Origin of the sequence: Pseudomonas sp. D3-10 (genome assembly GCF_051132175.1) — a bacterium.
Lineage (GTDB): Bacteria > Pseudomonadota > Gammaproteobacteria > Pseudomonadales > Pseudomonadaceae > Aquipseudomonas.
The window spans coordinates 102,764-119,530 of sequence record NZ_CP071669.1 but is presented as its reverse complement, the minus strand read 5'-3'; the positions used below and the strand labels follow the sequence as shown (position 1 = coordinate 119,530).

Annotated in this window: 21 protein-coding genes; 10 read left to right on the top strand and 11 right to left on the bottom strand. The window is 56.9% G+C overall.

The window, feature by feature from the left end; translation table 11 throughout:
• Positions 1-3 precede the first annotated feature (3 nt).
• Both J3P90_RS26835 and J3P90_RS26830 read right to left on the bottom strand, forming a co-directional pair.
• Positions 4-1,122, bottom strand: a complete 1,119-nt coding sequence (locus tag J3P90_RS26835) for a phosphohydrolase (RefSeq protein ID WP_434676650.1) — start codon at positions 1,120-1,122, stop codon at positions 4-6.
• Between the two features lie 605 nt (positions 1,123-1,727).
• Positions 1,728-2,285, bottom strand: coding sequence for a hypothetical protein (locus J3P90_RS26830; protein WP_434676649.1), 558 nt, complete (start codon positions 2,283-2,285; stop codon positions 1,728-1,730).
• 129 nt (positions 2,286-2,414) lie between these two features.
• On the opposite strand from J3P90_RS26830, the gene J3P90_RS26825 reads away from it, so the two are divergent.
• Entirely contained in the window at positions 2,415-2,714 is a 300-nt protein-coding gene (locus tag J3P90_RS26825) for a helix-turn-helix domain-containing protein (RefSeq protein ID WP_122810495.1), read from the top strand.
• 1 nt (position 2,715) lies between these two features.
• On the opposite strand, the gene J3P90_RS26820 is transcribed toward J3P90_RS26825, so the two are convergent.
• The 6 genes from J3P90_RS26820 to J3P90_RS26795 all read right to left on the bottom strand — a co-directional run bounded on the left by J3P90_RS26820 (position 2,716) and on the right by J3P90_RS26795 (position 8,122).
• Positions 2,716-3,489 carry a PRTRC system ThiF family protein gene (locus J3P90_RS26820; RefSeq protein ID WP_434676648.1) on the bottom strand — a complete coding sequence of 258 codons (774 nt, stop codon included), beginning with the start codon at positions 3,487-3,489 and terminating at the stop codon, positions 2,716-2,718.
• A complete protein-coding gene (locus J3P90_RS26815) occupies positions 3,486-4,190 on the bottom strand; it encodes a hypothetical protein (protein WP_047882946.1) in 705 nt (234 codons plus the stop codon). Before J3P90_RS26815 ends, J3P90_RS26820 begins: the two co-directional genes overlap by 4 nt.
• Complete coding sequence (locus tag J3P90_RS26810; RefSeq protein ID WP_434676647.1) at positions 4,180-5,454, bottom strand: hypothetical protein; 1,275 nt, start codon at positions 5,452-5,454, stop codon at positions 4,180-4,182. The genes J3P90_RS26815 and J3P90_RS26810 overlap by 11 nt, the downstream gene beginning before the upstream one ends.
• A gap of 195 nt (positions 5,455-5,649) precedes the next feature.
• Positions 5,650-5,862, bottom strand: coding sequence for a PRTRC system protein C (locus tag J3P90_RS26805; protein WP_011600742.1), 213 nt, complete (start codon positions 5,860-5,862; stop codon positions 5,650-5,652).
• Between the two features lie 11 nt (positions 5,863-5,873).
• Complete coding sequence (locus tag J3P90_RS26800; RefSeq protein WP_434676646.1) at positions 5,874-6,347, bottom strand: hypothetical protein; 474 nt, start codon at positions 6,345-6,347, stop codon at positions 5,874-5,876.
• A gap of 14 nt (positions 6,348-6,361) precedes the next feature.
• On the bottom strand, positions 6,362-8,122 hold the full coding sequence (locus J3P90_RS26795) for a PRTRC system ParB family protein (RefSeq protein WP_434676645.1): 1,761 nt from the start codon (positions 8,120-8,122) through the stop codon (positions 6,362-6,364).
• Between the two features lie 180 nt (positions 8,123-8,302).
• Between J3P90_RS26795 and J3P90_RS26790 the strand changes: the two genes are divergently transcribed.
• Together J3P90_RS26790 and J3P90_RS26785 are read left to right on the top strand one after the other, a co-directional pair.
• Positions 8,303-8,587, top strand: a complete 285-nt coding sequence (locus J3P90_RS26790) for a hypothetical protein (protein WP_434676644.1) — start codon at positions 8,303-8,305, stop codon at positions 8,585-8,587.
• Positions 8,588-8,620: 33 nt separating this feature from the next.
• Positions 8,621-9,223, top strand: a complete 603-nt coding sequence (locus tag J3P90_RS26785) for a hypothetical protein (RefSeq protein ID WP_434676643.1) — start codon at positions 8,621-8,623, stop codon at positions 9,221-9,223.
• A gap of 115 nt (positions 9,224-9,338) precedes the next feature.
• Here J3P90_RS26785 and J3P90_RS26780 read toward each other — a convergent pair whose 3' ends face one another.
• The 3 genes from J3P90_RS26780 to J3P90_RS26770 form a co-directional block, all read right to left on the bottom strand.
• Positions 9,339-9,677, bottom strand: a complete 339-nt coding sequence (locus tag J3P90_RS26780; protein ID WP_434676642.1) for a hypothetical protein — start codon at positions 9,675-9,677, stop codon at positions 9,339-9,341.
• Between the two features lie 96 nt (positions 9,678-9,773).
• Entirely contained in the window at positions 9,774-10,043 is a 270-nt protein-coding gene (locus tag J3P90_RS26775) for a nicotinamide mononucleotide transporter (protein WP_434676641.1), read from the bottom strand.
• 285 nt (positions 10,044-10,328) lie between these two features.
• On the bottom strand, positions 10,329-10,562 hold the full coding sequence (locus J3P90_RS26770) for a hypothetical protein (protein WP_434676640.1): 234 nt from the start codon (positions 10,560-10,562) through the stop codon (positions 10,329-10,331).
• Between the two features lie 213 nt (positions 10,563-10,775).
• Here J3P90_RS26770 and J3P90_RS26765 point away from each other — a divergent pair, with 213 nt between their 5' ends.
• The 7 genes from J3P90_RS26765 (at position 10,776) to J3P90_RS26735 (ending at position 16,565) form a co-directional block, all read left to right on the top strand.
• Positions 10,776-11,231 carry an RDD family protein gene (locus J3P90_RS26765; RefSeq protein ID WP_434676639.1) on the top strand — a complete coding sequence of 152 codons (456 nt, stop codon included), beginning with the start codon at positions 10,776-10,778 and terminating at the stop codon, positions 11,229-11,231.
• A 115-nt stretch (positions 11,232-11,346) separates the two neighbouring features.
• Positions 11,347-11,715: a hypothetical protein gene (locus tag J3P90_RS26760; RefSeq protein ID WP_434676638.1), complete on the top strand. Its 369-nt coding sequence runs from the start codon at positions 11,347-11,349 to the stop codon at positions 11,713-11,715.
• Positions 11,716-11,782: 67 nt separating this feature from the next.
• Positions 11,783-12,553 carry a hypothetical protein gene (locus tag J3P90_RS26755; RefSeq protein WP_434676637.1) on the top strand — a complete coding sequence of 257 codons (771 nt, stop codon included), beginning with the start codon at positions 11,783-11,785 and terminating at the stop codon, positions 12,551-12,553.
• A gap of 23 nt (positions 12,554-12,576) precedes the next feature.
• Entirely contained in the window at positions 12,577-13,821 is a 1,245-nt protein-coding gene (locus J3P90_RS26750) for a DUF1173 family protein (protein WP_434676636.1), read from the top strand.
• Positions 13,822-14,195: 374 nt separating this feature from the next.
• Entirely contained in the window at positions 14,196-15,266 is a 1,071-nt protein-coding gene (locus J3P90_RS26745; RefSeq protein ID WP_434676635.1) for a hypothetical protein, read from the top strand.
• Between the two features lie 415 nt (positions 15,267-15,681).
• Positions 15,682-16,131 carry an antitoxin Xre/MbcA/ParS toxin-binding domain-containing protein gene (locus tag J3P90_RS26740; protein WP_432780651.1) on the top strand — a complete coding sequence of 150 codons (450 nt, stop codon included), beginning with the start codon at positions 15,682-15,684 and terminating at the stop codon, positions 16,129-16,131.
• Positions 16,128-16,565: an RES family NAD+ phosphorylase gene (locus J3P90_RS26735; RefSeq protein WP_432780649.1), complete on the top strand. Its 438-nt coding sequence runs from the start codon at positions 16,128-16,130 to the stop codon at positions 16,563-16,565. Before J3P90_RS26740 ends, J3P90_RS26735 begins: the two co-directional genes overlap by 4 nt.
• The last annotated feature ends 202 nt before the right edge of the window (positions 16,566-16,767 follow it).

Sequence of the window (16,767 nt, the reverse complement as noted above, 5' to 3'; positions counted from 1 at the left end):
CTTTTAAACCGATCCGCAACCTTCGGTCACGAATGCTCCAGCTGGCAACTGCCAGGCTTTACCCTCGGGCGTGAAGATCGGCAGCACGTATTCGCGCTGGCGCGCCTGGGCAAGTGCGTCCAGATCGGTGATATCAAACGCTTCCGCCGTGGCTGACAGATCCACCACGTTGATTTTCTGCCGGCTGATAGTGCAGCCGAACTCGTCCTCGTAACCGGTTATCGGGGTGACCCGCTCAGGGAAGTATTTGCGGATAGTGGCCCAGACCTTCGGTGAGTTGTAAATGCACGTCATGCAGCTGAAACGCCCCCAACCCAAGCGGTAGGGGACAGGTGCCTCCACGCGGTGGCGAGCAAGCAGCTCCCACACCTGTTCTTCGCTGTAGTGCAGCACCGGCCGCCAAGCATCTACGTGCCGGCCGAGGCGACCCTTGCGGCGGTCGACGGCGTGAGGTTCCAGCTGGTTGTACATGCTGCGGTTACTCGACTCTGCACGGCGCTCGCCAGTGACGAACAAGGTCTTGGTCCCGAGAAAGCGCTCCTGATTGGTGACGGCCCTGCGGCCTACGTCGATCTTGGCCGCTGAGCTACACCAGCGTGTTGCCAGGCTGGCGCTTTGCTGAGGAAACCGGCGACGGGTCGCTGGTGATGTCCGACTGGTATCACGATCCAAGCAGATAATTCCGCCTGGTGTTTCGACCATGTGAGGCTTGGAGTAGGCGTCCATCTTGAGCATTTCGCCCTCGATGCCACCCTGCAACCAGGAGAAATAGAGCGGCAAATTGAATGCTGCTGCGAACTTCTCGATGAAACTGTCGTTGAATGTCCAGTCCATGAGTGTGCTCCCCTCAGCGCCATCAACGCGGTGGTGCCAGAGTTCAACACGACGCAGATCCACACCCTGCTCGATCAATGCCAGCAGGCAAGCGATGCTGTCCTTGCCAGACACACAGACTACAACGTGATCATAGCTGTCCAGATCCACTGTCGGGGCATCGAAATAGGTGCCCTCGGCCAGTACCGTAGGCTCAGGCTCGAACCCAAGCAGGGTGAGCTGCTGACCCAGTGCCGGGATAACTACCTGGTCGTCAAACTGGTGTGCGCGGGAGATTAACGGGTGCATTGGCTGTCCTCTGAGCACCTACCTGGTGCCTACAGTCTCAGGCTACTGCGGCAACGCGAAATCCCAAGTGAAGGGCAAGGGGGACGTTTCCCCCTTGGGATAGCAGGAAGCTGGGAGGAAATCATCTACAGGGAACAGGGAGCGTTCGGATACCGCTCGGCCGCGCTTCTCCTGGATGGGATAGCTCTATCTAGACGTAGCGCTAGGTTGACTCCCACTCGATTACGTCCCAGTCATAGCTCACTTCGCAAAGGTCGCCGGCAGTTCGCCAGGCACAATCGTCCTCTGCCACTTGGACTAGAAGATGCTGCTGGATATTGCCACTGCTGCAATGCCTAAGCCTGCATTGGACGGGCACCTCTGGAGCGGGCATAAGGTCCTCTTTGTCTTGATCCAGGCCAATGTTTTCGCCTCCCCTTTTCAGATTCCGCACTCCATTAATTTGCTTTCGGCCAAGATAGCGCGCAACGCAGGTATCCCAACTCATGGGCGCATTATCCCACACGGCTTGGAGAGGCGTGGCGGCGAGAGGATAGCTCGTGAGGGCCTTAAAGCCTGCGCCAAGCCTAAGGGAACAGGCCGACGCGGTATTCATGGGCAGAGCGTCAGGGACGGGAGTTGTGGTGGAGTGTCGCCAGCTCTGCCAACACCCACTGCCAGTATCCAAGCTGTGTCTGGTTGCTTCGCACTACTTGAAGCCACTGGTAGTTGGTCAGGAAAGGATGGTCGTTTCCACTGAGCGCATACTTTTTCTCTAGTTGCGACGGAGTGCGATCCAGGTCAGAGAGATAGGCTTCCGGCAGTTGATAGGGCACCAAGGCGAAGTCTGTAATCGCTTGCTCAATTGAAATGGATATTTCCTTCCCCGTTTCGGCACAGCGGAGAGTCCTCACATCGCCATTGCGGCCGGTTACCTGCCAGGCATACCCCGCCGGGGTTACAGCCTCAGCATTATCCGGGGAGCAAATAGCCTCTTCGCTGTAAACAACGGACTCCAGCGGAAAAAATATCTCTGCAATCATGCGGTCAAGCTGATCCAAAGTTCGCTGATGGATGCCTGAACCCTCGGCCTCGATCAGTGCCCGTAAGGAAGCTCTCGATGCGTTGAGTTCCTGATAAAGCTCGGCCAAATGCTGGGGTACGGAGGGGTCAATGTGAGTCATATTTGGTAGTCCTAACCAGGGGAGTGTGCATATAAAACCGCTCCGCTGACCCTCTGGGCGTAGCGTCACGAGCGAAAAGGGTATTCTTAAACGTGGTTTTAATTGTTCCTGCCGATAACGCTTCTGTCTATGGAGAAGCGACCACCTACACGCGGGCGACCGGCAGGAACATCAAGCTTTGACCCTCAGGTGGCAGGAGCTTTTGGCAATGTCGTGCGCGAAGAACGCCTGAAATCGGGCCTGGCTCAGGAGAAACTTGCTCTCCTGGCTGGGGTTGAGCGTTCGCACCTGGGGAAAATCGAGCGGGGCGAGAGTCTGCCCACACTTCCCTTGATTATGAGATTGTCCAAAGTCCTCGAAGTTAAAGCCGCTGACCTGATATCGCAGATGGAGCAGAGGCTGGACCAATGCGAAGACGGGAGCGGTTGAGTTAGGCGGATTGCGGAACAGGTGGGAACGGAAAAGTGTTTTGAGAGCCTGACGCCAGATCCACGGTGATCCAGTGCTTATCGGTTTCCCCCGTGCGCAGCAACTCCCACACAATGCTCATTCCGGCAGTTGTAACTGCCCGGTTGACCAAGCAGTCCTGCGAACGAATGGCTTCCGCAACTGAGCAGGATTTTTTGTTGTCATCTTCAAGCGTTTCGATTTCAGGGTAAGCGTCCATCACGTTGGGGTAGATGCCCCTCTTGTTTGAATGCGCAGCGCCGAACACAACCTGTCCATGGCGGGCCTCGTTGCCGAGGTCAAGCCACATGCAGTGTCGGGATATCAGCGCGCTGCTGGCGATTGCGCGGCGGGCCGAAGAAAGGTCAACAGCGGAAATGATCAAGTCGGCGGCGCGCATCGCCTCTATGGTCTCTTGGCTTGGAAATCGGAAGGGCAGGGCCTCCCAGGACGTACCCAGCATGAGATTGTAACGATTCACCAAACTGATTGCTTTGAATTGGCCCAAGTCGCACGGCCAGAAACGCTGACGTACAAGGTTCGGCTCGCGCACGATGGCATCGTCAATGACAGTGACCTCCAGCCCCTCTGGATGGCCGAGGGAGCGAAGCGCATGGTGGAAACTGGCCAGCGCATCAACCACCTCACTGCCATTGCCACCGGCCCCGATAACCACAATGCGTGGTGCGCGCTCAACCCACGAGGCTGGCGTCTTGTAGATCGGCGATTGGTGAGCTGTGATCGGATGAACGCTCATCGCGCACCTCCTTTGATAGCTTGCGCTAGCGTTAGCGGGCCACTGTATGACCCGGCTGAAACCAGTTTTGAAGCTGGGAACCGCTTCGATCCTTTCTCGCTCAGTGCTCGATAGAACTCCTTCAAGGCCTCAAACGAGCGGCAACCCGCCACCGGCTCAACCGTGCCGCTGTGGGTGTTTTCGCTCTCCAGCACGAAGTTCTCCCAGGCCGGGATGTTCTCTCGTCGAACATCGCGGGGAACATTGCCGCTGCCAGTGCAGAAAGTTCCTCCCTGGTACACGTTCCCCAACGGGGCGTAGAAAAGTTCTGTCTCCGGGGTCGGACGCTGGTTGCCCTTGAACGCAAAGCAACGGAAGGATTGGTTGGCCGCAGCGATGAAGATCAAGCCCGGCAGGGGAGCGCGTATGCGCTCGCCAAGGATTGGAATATCGTGCAGACCAGGGCGGCGGTACCACGCCAAGACGGTGCGTGAGCTGAACAGATAGCTCTCGGGGAGAAATTCTGCTCCGGCATCCTCATTCAACAGCAGAGCAGCCAATTCGGATTTATCGTAGGGGCTGAAAGCCCTCCCAGCGCCCAGGGTGAAGCCTGCCTTACCATCTTCCAGCGCAATGACGCTGTGACTGGTCACAGTGACCACGCCTGTCTGGCAGTGGTGGTGTATCAGCATGGCCTTGCTCGAAACATTTTCACTTAGCATTACCGCATTCCTCTAAAGCGTCGGCGATTCGCTGCAACAGACCTAGGGTCAGCGATAGCATGTCTAGAACTGGCAGGGTGACGGTTGGCAATTGATCAGAACTCAGCGGTAACCCGATGGCTGGGAAGCCAGAGCCGCTGACGATGCCGTCAAAACCGTCATAGCTACTCTGCTCTAGATTTGGAAAATCCCTAGTCAGACAAACCAGAATGCTCTCGAAAAGAGAAACCCCATCACCGGCTGTGCCTGGGAAATCATGGGGGTTGAACTCTTTGAGCGATCCGCTGGCCTCATGCTCCAGGCAGTGCTGCAAGGCTTCCTCCAGCACTTGAGTCAACGGAGCGTGTGAATCATCACGCTCACAGATTTGCCGCGCCTGATCGGACAGCTCCTCGATTTCGCACCGATCTCCCTGGCCAAGGGTGGCTCCAGCTATCTGTTTGAGTTCATCCATCTCATAGATGGCGTCAAGCAAGCTGTTTACAGAATCCTCGTCTTGGCCGTGGCAGTAGAGATATTCAGCGATGTAGTCCTCATGCTCGACCGAATCGTCCAACAGGAAGGCGCAAAGTTCCTCTCTGGAGCACGTGGCCAAGCGCGGTGCAAACTCCTCGTAAGCGTCCGAAAGTCCGTGATTCAGATAGCTGTGCGGCCCGAGGAAGGTCATTGGCGTATGGAACGGCAGCAGATGGCGTGTCATCGCGTCGAGAGTTTTGAAAAGAAGCACCCGCAGTTCCAAGCTCGCTGGCGCTTGAATGGTGAAGGTAGCGAAGCAGTTCGATTCCAGAATGAAATGACCGTCCTGGATTCCGAAGGAGTAGGCGTCCTCAACGGATTTTGGCAGCTTGACCCGGCCAATCAACGAGCGCTCCAGCTCCGCCATTATCCGGCCTGCCCCATCAGGGCCTGCCTCGATGTGGGGGGCGAGCGCATCAAGTCCGACCAGCCCAGCCTCTACAGCGGCTATTGCATAGGATGCCGTCTCAAATGGATCGACGTATGGGGTATTCAGCCGATTCAGCAGGCTGGTGCGCTGTGGAAAAAGTCCTTCATCGCTGATGGTAAAGGACGCACCAAGACGCTGTACTACCTCGCCCGTAAGGCGATGCAGCCCGTAGCTATTTGGGTACTGCCGAAGCCATTCGATGGCGCTATCGGCAACCAGACCAGCTTGCAGCGCCTCCCGGCACAGCATGCTATGAGCTTGGTGGTCGACCACCCCTGCATAGTCTCGGCTGAACAGTTGGGCCTGTGCTTCACGCATCACAGACCCAACGTTCGGCAAGCTAAGAGGTGTCAGCGCGGCATTTGGAAGTCGATAGTGCCGGGATTGGCGGGGGAGGAGAGCAACTTCCATAGCCTTTGTCTCTGCTGGTGGTCTAAACAATCAGGTTCGGTACCGGACGGGAGGTGGCGATCCAGTTCGCCACGTTCCCACGCTTTCAGGACTTCAAGCGGATCAACCTTTTGCGCCGAATCCGCCGTCTCGGAACTCGTAGACATAGCTGTCATTCTCCACAATGGGGTCGATAATTTTCGCTCCGTTGAGCTTTGGGAACTGACGGGCATAGTGTTTCAGCACGTCAGTCACGGACATTTCGGGCTGCGGGTCGGGGAGGTCACGACCGGCGTAACGAAAAACGCGGGCAAGAGAGATTTCAACGAGTGCCATGAGTGCAATTCCTAGAAAGAGGCCGCGAGGTTCAGATTGGGTTCGCCTGAGCCGCTGTCCACGCCAGAACCGCCACCTACCTGCGCAGCGTCGCCATCCTCGGCATCGGCATCGGCATCGGCATCGAGGTCGGACGCAACAGGCTGCTCGGTAGCTGGCGTGGCGGCTTTCGCCTGCACAGTCGCGCCAATCGAGCGGATGTCATCCAGCAGGCTCACCCCCTCATTCAGCGCCTGGACGTGCTGTGTCAGGCGCTTCATCAGCGCCTGCTCGATTTCAACAGCACTCCCTACCAGGATCAGTGGGCGACACATGGCGGCGCGAAGCTGCACTTCGTGCTCGGAGGCCTTCTCAGGTGTAGGGCCGAGGTCAGCGGTAATCATCACTTTCAGCGCATCGGCGGAGGCGGTTTCGATTGCCACGTTGACGCGGTGTTGGGTGCCCGCCAATGCAGCAGCCATTACGGAAAAAAACGTGGATTGCATGATGATGTTCCCTGTCAGGCTTGGATTGATTCGGATTGCTGGGGAGCGGGGTTCTTCCCACCCTGTGCCGATAGTTGTAACGCAGGCGGCAAATAACCCAACCAGCTGAACTCTTTGAAAGCCAGGATGGCGTCGATAAGAGCGCTTGCCTTGCCGGTAATCAGCCCTTCAAAAGTCTTTTCGCCCTTCGCCTCGTTGTAGGCGGCGGCAAAGCCCGAACGCTTGCAATCTTCGATGATGCCCGCCTTAACCTGAGCCTTGAGGTAGCTCTCGTTCATCACGAATCCTTTGGCCGGATCGACGTTGGCGTACTCCATGAACTTGAGTGACTGAGCACCCGACACGGATTTCTCGAATGCGTCAGCGCTATCCGTTCGGAATAGCGAGGCGGCAGCCATGCTGCCCATGAACGTGAGGAGCTTTTCCTCCCCGAGTTGCGCAAGCCGAATCTCGGCATCGGCGCGAGCCGTGGTCATCAGGGCGCTTGTGACACCCATAGCCTTTTCCATCTGTGCCCGCAGCTCGCTCTTGAGGTCGCTGCGCATCTCGAAATACATGCTGACGATGGCAACTGCCAGCGCGAGCGAGCGGTCATTGAGCACGACTTGCTTGCTCATACGGGCGTAAAGGTCGAAGGCTTCACGGCGTAGCGACTTCTTCACCTGGGTGGGCTTGGCGCTTGCAGCCTTCGGCTTGGCCGGGGCTGCTCCAACAGTACCCTCCGCAATGGTGGCTGGCGCTGTGTTCGTTAGGGTGGCCAGGGCGGTTTTGTAGGCGGCGGTTTTCTCCTTGTGGCAAGGCTTGTTGAAGCACATACCGCCGATCACGTCGCCTTCGCGCCCCCTCGACACCATTACCACTGCGCCGAAGCTTGCACAGGTAGCGCACGCCGCTGCCTGTTGCTCTCCCACGCCATCCTCGCCCCGTGCGACAAGCTTCACGTATGAGTCCTTGGCGAGATTAAGCTCGCTATGAACCACCGCGTGTTCCTCCTGCGCCTCGATCAACCGAACAGAAATTAGCTGCTCGGTTTTCCGGTTCCAGCAGACAGAGTTCTGGCAGCGAGACGCCCCAAGGCTGGCCTCGAACAAATCGGCATTCGCGCCCGAGTTGTAGATGCAGCTCCGGCATTCGGTGGTGTCAAAGCGCGCAGTCGAAACGTCCCGAGTCAACTCCAGCAGGCGCGCCCTGGTCTGCTCGACGGAATAATTCTTCTCGACGATCTTCGACAGAATGCCCGCTTGATCGGAGGCGGGGAGACGGCACAGCAATTCAGCATGGCCAATCTTGATTTGCTCCTCCAGCAGAGCTTCGGCCACCGCGTCACAGGCATGTGCGAGTAGCAGGCGGCTGTCGAGCTTGGTTCTAGACCAATCCAAGGCCTTCATCACCGCCAAATGATCGTTGGCCATGTCCTCCAGCAAAACTACCGCAGACTGGGCTTCTTCGATTGGCGTCAGGTCGGCCCGCACCTGATTCTCCAGTGCGGCGATCAACCGCGCTTCCTGATCGCTCATAGCGCGGATCAGGGCCGGAACCTCGATCAAGCCCGCATCGTGGGCCGCCGTCCAGCGCCGGTTGCCAGCCACCACCTCATGGTCGTAGTTCGGGTCATCGCTTACTGGCCTGACCAGAATCGGCTGGATGATGCCCTTGGCACTGATAGAACGCACCAGTTGCTCATACGCGGACTTCTTCCGGCCTTTACGCGGGTCGATCTGTGGGTTGCGGCGGATACGGCTGAGGGGGAGGACTTCTGCTACTTGCTGATTCACTTGGCTAAACTCCGTGTTTGCAATGAGTTCAGCTTCACCCATGTTCGGGAAAACCCAAGCTTCAAGTCGCGCCGGTTATTTCGGACGTTAATCGCGCCTGAAAACTGAAAATAGGGGGCTTTTTTCGGGGTACGTTAAGCGCATCACTCCCTGGTAGGGCAACCCACGGCCCTGATCGAAATGAAAAAGACCGCTCACTTTTTTATCCTCACGCTCACGCCGGTGGCTCTGGCTTCAGCCGAAACCATGCTTGCCGCATTCGCCTCAGCAGCTATTTCTGCCTTCCAAATGAAGTGGCTCTCCTTCGGCGCTTGGATGCTAGCTGGCGCGATCCTGGGAGCAGTCTTGGCCAGAAACATCTGCGGGAAACGGAGGGAGCTTCGTAAGGCCGTGTTTTTGCTCTGCTTATTAGCCGTGGCTCAATGGGTATCCTCAGCTTTCTTGGGAGAATCCCGTGCTGAGTAAGAATCGCAAACACTGAACCTGGAGTTACACCCAATGAAGTATGAAATCGCCGAGAAGTATGGCTGCACCATCATCTACGGGATGATCCCCGTCACCGAACTATGCGCTGTTATGGCCAAGGCTGCGGAAGGCGCTGTCATGTCTCCTTTGCTGGCCAAACGTCTTGGGGCGAACACGGTGTTTGGCACGCCTGCTGCCCTGGAACAACTAGTAGCAGATCCAGACACACGAGCAACCAGCAAGCTGCTGACCGAGGAGCTGCGAGGGGATTTTCCTTTGTCGGACAAAGCAATTCTTTGGCTAGAAGAAGGTGAGCGGGGAGCCAGTAGCGAAAGCATGTTCCAGCGATTTACAGGAATGCCTGGTTTGGAGGAGGGCAACTATCCTCACGATCTTTCTGACCTCAGGCGTTGCCGACTACTCCTGGAACAAGTGCCTGAGTTCACTATTCTGCTACCCCAAATGAGAGATGTATCTCTGGTATGGGAAAGGCTCGTCGAGCGCTGGGCATATATCTGCGAAGCAATGGATGAAGACTCGCCAGACTGGCGGAATGGAAACTTTGTAAACGATAACTGGCACGCAAATCACTTGCTGAAAACCGCTATTCAAGGCTCGCCCCCTCCGTTGGTGTAACTGCCCAAACGATGAGCGAAGACTGCCCCGGAGAAACCCGTGATGCTGGTGGTGCATGTTTCAAGTAGCAAAAAGCCCGGATCAACGCCGGGCTTTTTTTCATAGAAACAGAGAATCATTGACCAACAAACACCGCCTCAACCGCCGCCAAGGCTTGGCGCGCCCCCTCAAGCTCAGGCTGTATCAGCTTTAAGCCTCCCAGGTCGTTGCTCATCACCGACACGCAGTCCTGAAGCGCTTTTTTTGCCTCAGTGAGAGCAGCCAATAGAGCAGATTCTTGGGCATCCGCAGTAGCCGATGCCACGTCTACTACGCTGAGACGTTTGCTGAGAACGAAGTAGATGTGCGGGAAAACCAACTCCTGGACAACACCCGCATTCTTCGCTGCTTTTGCTGACGCTTCTTCGACGATAGAGATCAGCTCTGCCTTGTGGATCGGGTTGAATAGTTGCATGTGGTGGCTCCCAGTGACGAATGCCCCCAGCATGCCGAGCATTCCGCAAAACCCAAGCCGTCAAGCACGCACTCTGCCGAAGGTCGAGCAAGCGGCTTACCCCTTGACGCCTGCATGGCAAGTTGAACGCATGGCCGACACAGCGGGGTACCACCAGCGGATCAACCCGGTAATGTTCGTAGCAACGAAACAACCATTCAGCAGCAATAATCCCCAGGCCTGCGCGAGAACGGCGTAGCAGCAGAGGCTCAAGCTCGACACGAGGAATAGCCACCATCCCCACGGAGACACACGGGTATTGGTCGAGATCATCAGCGCCCCGAGGACGCCGCAGATACTTCCGATCCACTCGAAATACAGGGTCATAGGTCAGTCCTTCAGATATTCCAGGGAGATTTCTTCGGCTCGAATTTCATTGATGATCCGATGAGCATTGAGCCGACACTGGACGGGATACGCCAGAGGGTCGTGGCCTCGACGTTCAAAGGCGACGATGAGCTGGGCCTTCCAGGCGATACCAGACGACTTCGGGTCGGGAGCTAAGCCGCGGCCAGCAGCAATGCGGGCTTGCCGGTAGCACCGACTCCAATCAGCCCTGGTCGCGCGGTACCGGCCAAGACTTGGTTTACGAGGGAAACACATAGGCACCCCTCAGATAAGCGCAAATTTGCGGAGGGAGTCACCAAGCGTCCCTGTCCGTACAGCGCCCGACTTCGAGCTGTCCCCGTGATAGACGTTGAAGTGCTCGCCCTTCTTGATCGAATTCGGAACGCAGGCACGCCGCACCACAGGATGCCCGTCGATATCGAAATCCTGGAAACCGTGATGGGAGTTCACCAAGCGAGCGGTGAAGGTCAGTGGCTCTTTGGAGTTTTTCTGGCTCATGCAAATGACTCGATTGAACTGGATAGCCTTCAGGGTGAATGCGTCCCCAGAAAACCCAACTCCAATAGCCGGGCCGTATTTGTCCAACAGGCTGTTGGACGACCTCGATTTCAGGCACAAAACCAGCGTGAAAACGCGCCCCGCCTAGTTCTCAGCCCGATAGCATCAGGCCAGGCCAACGTGGCTTGCCAACCAATCACAGGGAATATTTTCATGCAGAACGAACAACTTGAATACGCGGGTTTCTGGGCGAGAACAGGGGCGTGCATTGTTGACGGCATCCTTTTCACCTTGGTTTCCCTGCCGCTCCTGTTGATGATCTATGGCACGGGCTATTTCATCAGCGACAAACTGATCCAAGGTCCAGCGGACTTAGCAATCAACTTTTTCCTGCCAGCGATCCTGACGGTAGTTCTGTGGCGTCGTCTCCAGGCTACGCCGGGGAAGATGGCGCTGAAATTGCGGGTGCTCGACGCTGAAAGCGGCAACACCGCAAGCGTTCGACAGTGCATCGGCCGGTACCTCGGCTATGTAGTGTCGACTCTACCGCTGGGGCTTGGCTTCTTCTGGGCGGCATTCGATCGCCGTAAGCAGGGCTGGCACGACAAGCTCGCCGGAACAGTGGTGGTACGCGAGCTCAGAACACAGCCGGTGAAATTCCGGAGCTGATCACCGTGCTCAGTTGAGCCTGACGTGGCGTTCTGGCTCATCCACCAGCCGTCCGTGGTTGGGAGTTTTTCAACCCATGGGATGCTGGCCACATCAACTGATCAAGGGAAGCGTAATGAGTAAGCAAACCACCGAAACCCAACCGCAGCTTGAAGTCGTAGCCACCATCGAAGTGATGAGCTACGACGAAGAAACGACCTACATCGAAACCCGCAGCGATCGGATCAACTTCGAGAATGCGGTCAACGATGATGCCCTGGTGTTCAAATCCGACGCCGAGCGCGTAATTTCTGGCCTGAGCTACAAAGCCGAGCTGTATGACGAAGTATGGGAAAAAGCTAAGGCGCTGGGCTTCATGAACGTGACCATGGCGCTGGATGAGGTGGAAAAACTGCGCTCTAACCCGGCGATGCTTGGTGATTGCGGTTTGCCCGAGTACCGCCCGCAAGACAACGTGAGTAATTCCGACGCTCCAGCATCCTGAAAACGAATCTCCTACTCCTCCTCCCGCGATAGCCTCCTGATCGAATACACCAGGAGGATTCGCCCTCATGAAAATCCGCAGTCTCTGCGCCCTCGGCAAAATGAGGGCGTACTCCGCTGACCGACAAATGGTCACTCTCTCGCCCAAGGCATTCAGCATCCCCGCCGGCGCAGATCCGCTTGAGCACGAGCCTGAAGCGATCCACGACTTCATCCAGAGAAACCGCTGGCTCCATGCAAACTGCATCGTCGGCCTGCACAACAGCCACAACCAGATGCTGGAACCAGGCGAGGTAGTCATGAGTGGTACCCGCTCGTCCCTGATGCGATGCCTGCTGCGCTGGGAGGCGCTGCGTATCATCCCTGTATGGGTTGATGGCTTTGACAGCCTTCCTGATGATGAGCACGCTACACGCGCCAAGCAGCTCGAATGCCTTGACCAGGCGCGCCACCAGCTCCTTTCCGTCGATAGCTGGTATCAGACTGACCAGGAACATTACGAGATAGCGCGTGCAGTCATGCGTACTGGTTACTGGGCGCTGGAAAACCTCCCCCCACTTGATGGGCTGGAGTGGCCAACCGGAGAGATTTTCGATCTGAAAAACCCCAGCCTTTCTGCTGAGGCCGTTGAGACCGGATACCTCGAAGGGATATTTTCCATGATTGAGCGAAAGGGCCGGTTTCATGGGCAGTGCGGGAGCATTCCAGCAGACGAATTGTTCGGTATTGCTCTCATGAGCCCCAAGTCTGGATATGAGTTGCTGGTCAAGCTGCATATACAGATCGAAGCAAACCGTGCTGAAGCAGCCTATGCCCGCCGGCAACGGGCTATTGCCTGACCCGAATCAGGAGAGAAAAGATCATGCTCAACCGTCGATATCCGGTACTGATCTCTGGGAAACGTTACTCGCCGGAGTTCCAGACCGACCAGCAGTACGCAAAAAACTGGAAAATCGTTTTGGAGAAGGCCTACGGCACTCATGCAATTTGCCAGTGCCCAAGCAGCGGCTCCCGCAAACTCTCGATCAAGCGGCGTGAAGATAGCGATGGCTTTCACCTGGCGCGGTTCGCCGGTACAGGTCATGAGCACTCAAACGAGTGCCGGTACTACGCGCCGGCCCCGGAACGCTCTGGCATGCAAGGGTATGCAGTTGGCGTAGTCGAGGAGGGCGACGATGGCAGCATTCGCGTGCGCCTGGCTCGAGGCATTCGAGTCCAGGCTCCTCGAGCCGAGGAAAGCGAAAGCCCATCGGTGGCAAAATCGCCTGGAAAGAGCAAGCCTGCTATGACGTTGCTTGGGCTTCTGCACCTGCTTTGGTCTGAGTCCCGGCTCTCTACCTGGTATCCAGCAATGGAGGGCAAGCGCAATAGTGGCATTGTGAACTACGCGCTTCTACAGGCCGCTGAACGTGTCGCTGCAAGCAGAATGAAGTTGAGCGAAGTGCTGCTGCTGGCTGCTCAAAAGGACAGCAAGGGAGCGGTTCGCAATCAGGCAATCGCCAAGTCTGCAATAACGCGGGATCTGCGCCTCGTCGCGATATCGCCGCTGGCACGCTACAACCCTGAGCGCCATTCTGGAGACATCAGCAGATTGCCTCTGGCAGGGCCCTTCGGGATGCCCATGCTGAATTTGCCCCCGGCAGTCTGGGCAACCGCCGCCCGCAGATTCGAGAGAGAACTTTCCGCCTGGAAGCGCGGAAGTCGAGTTATCGCCATCGCTCAGGTCACGCCGCGGAAGGGCGAGTCGTTTGCGCAAGCAGATGTCGTTGAGCTGGCCCTGATGCAGGTCAGTGAGCGTTGGATTCCTGTCGACTCAGATTACGAAGGGGTGATTGAGGCCAAGCTCCACGCCGCCGGCCGCAGCTTCGATAAACCTCTACGCTACGACGCTGATGAAAGCGCAGTTTTCCCTGACTTCTGGCTTTTGGACACCGGTAAGGACTACCCCCTGGAAGTGTTCGGCATGAGCACACCGGCCTACCTGGAACGGAAGGCCGTCAAAACGGCTTGGTACAATCGGGAGTACGGCGGGGCAGGGTGGTGGTCGTGGAATGCTGCGGATGATCCGAAAGGAAGAAATATCCCTCCTTTCCCGGCCAAGTCCTGAGCTTCTTCGTCGATAGCATGCGTTCTTGGGTTCTCTAAATCTCGTGCGAAGCTGAAAGCCTCAAATACGCCAATAAGCCTGCCGGTTTCGACCACTGGTTGAAAGTGTGCAATGGTGAGGCTGTGGCGCTGGCGCTAACCCCTCAGTGATAAGGATGTTCCATGGCTCGTACTCGCCTCCACCTCATCTGCGGCAACTGTGGCTGCAACGATATGTGGTCATACCGCATTGACCCGCAAGGGCAAGACATAGAGGGTGAACTGTTCCCTGCCGTTTACCTCTCCTGTGGAAATTGCCACACGCTGCACGACCTGGCGGATACAGCGAAGAATTCAAACCCGAGCCAAAAGCTCGACAGTTGAGGAAACCCTGATATGGGTGGTAATGCTCTGGCCTCATTCGGATCAACGCGCTGCTCGCGTGATGTAGCCTTGAAAATACTGGATGACTTTCAAGCGCGCTTCGCGCAGATCACAGGCCACCTTGGCAATGCAGCGCGGGTTGAGCCCATCGCGGCATATCGCCTAAAGCCTGATTTCGGCGATCTAGATGTGCTGGTGGATAGCCGGGTCTTCCAGTCCATGCCACCCCAAACCGTGGTTGAAGCGTTGAACAACACCTACGGGTTGGAGTTGCCGTGGGTGAAGAATGGTCCCGTCCTTAGTGTGGGCCTACCACTTCCGAGTGACGATCAGTGCCTACAACTCGACTTGATCAGCACGCCGGCGGCGGAGTTCGAATTCAGCCTGGGCTATTTCAGTTGGAATGACATGGGCAACTTGGTGGGGCGGGTTGCTCACAAGATGGGGCTGAAGTTTGGGCACAATGGCCTCTGGCTGCCAATGCGCGACGCCACGAACCTGCATGACGAGCTGCTGGTCACGCGCGACTTCGAGCGAGCTCTATCTTTCCTGGGATTTGACGCAGCACGTTGGCGGGAGGGTTTCGATAGCCTGGATGACATCTACCAGTTCGTAGCCAGCGGCGAGCGTTTCAACCCGGATTTGTATCCGCTGGAGCACCGCAATCACACTGCCCGCGTGCGAGACAAGAAACGTCCTGTCTACATGGGTTTCCTGCAATGGATCGGGGCCCAGCGTGGGCTGCGCCACTTTGACTGGAACGAAGACAAGGCCCTGTACTTGCAGGAGGTGATGGCTGCGTTCCCTTCGCTGCGTGGGGACTACGAATACAGCCTGGCCAAGCTAAACCAGGCCAAAGCGATTCGAGCCTGCTTCAATGGTACGGTGGTGACTGCTATCACCGGGCTGACGGGCAAGCAGCTCGGCCAGTTCATGGCGCACTTCAAGCACGAGCATGCCGAGGGCATGAATGACCTGCCTTCGTTATCTGCGGAGCAACTGCGCTCGTTGATCCGCGATTCGCATCAAGTGTTCGCCCGTACAGTCGAGCGATCTACAAAAATTCTAGGAAATCAAGATTGAGGAAATCGGTATGTCCTGGGCAGATCGAGCAGCACCGATTGTTGGGGAGGTAATTCGCCGCGTAGGGCGAAGCGATCAGCAGGGCCTGCGAAAGGCGCTGGCCGAGGCATACCCGTGGGGAGAACGAAAAAACACTCCCTACAAGGCGTGGCTCGCCGAGGTGCGCCGGCAGCTAGGCCACCCGCTGAACACGTCGAAAACAGATCCAGCGAACCAACAAGCAGACATGTTTGGCCAACGCAGCCAGTAGACCGACCCACCAAAGGCGCTCCTCAAGCATCATCCTGGATGGGTTGAAAGTGACCGCCACATCTCCACCGGCTGGCGACCGCCAGCCGGGCCACCCAAACGGTAAACTTGCATTCTCCGGCATTTCCCGCATACTAGCCGGGAAACGCCGGATAGGAGAGCCATCATGCTTGCTGAAGTCCTACGCGACCACGGGTATTCAGCTTACCGTTCGCGCTTACAAATATTGCTGGAGATCCCTGAGTCTGCCAGCGATTTCGAGATTCACACCAGAATCAGCCATGGCTTTTCCGCGGCCCGGTTGATGAGGCTAACTGAAGAGGGTGTGGTTACTCCGCTGGAGCGAGACCAGATTATCCCGCTGCGCACCTTGAAAAACCGGGTAGAGCGCGATCAGCCCCTCACTGTCGAAGAAAGTGACCGGTTCTTCCGATCGGCGCACATCACCGCGATGGCTGAGGCCATCTTTGGGGATGCTGATAAGGCGAATCGGTGGCTGGCCAAGCCTAAGGAGCGCTTCTCTGGGTTGACGCCCAGGCAGCTGCTCACAACTCAGCAAGGAACCAGCCAGGTTGAAGAGATGTTGCTGCAGATCGCGGAGGGCTTCGCTCTGTGATTCTGTGGCGAATCAGCTCTTATGCTGACTTGAGCGGTACCGGAGGTCTCCGCGTTAGCGGTCGTTGGCACCATGCTGGCAGACCGGTCGTTTACACCGCGACCAGCCCACCGGGAGCGATGCTTGAGGTGCTGGTTCATCTGGAAATTGATCCGGAAGACTTCCCGGCAACGATGCAGCTTCTCCGCATCGAAGTGCCTGACTCTGTGTCACAAGTCCAGATGCCCACACTCCCGCCAGGTTGGTCAGCAGACACTGATCTCACCAGAGGCATAGGTAACCAATTCTTGGATGAATGCAACGCACTGCTACTGCCCGTGCCAAGCGCGATAATTCCAAGCACTGTTAACTACCTCTTCAACCCTCGGCACCCGGAAGCCCAGAGCGCGACCATTCAGGTCGAACTTTTCACTCCCGATTCGAGGTTGTTCTAACCGGCGATTCAGCACCCATAAGTTCAGCGTTGCGGCCGGGCTTATTGGCCTTCGATGCGGTGGCAAGCACCCGAAGATGTGAGTTTTTCTTCAGGGGCGCTCATCCGGATCGGCTATGCGTTGATACGTTGAGCCAGCCTTAGAACAGCCCTCCGGCTGTCACAGCCAAACCGAACTCGTTTACCGGCAAAACTGCAGCTAG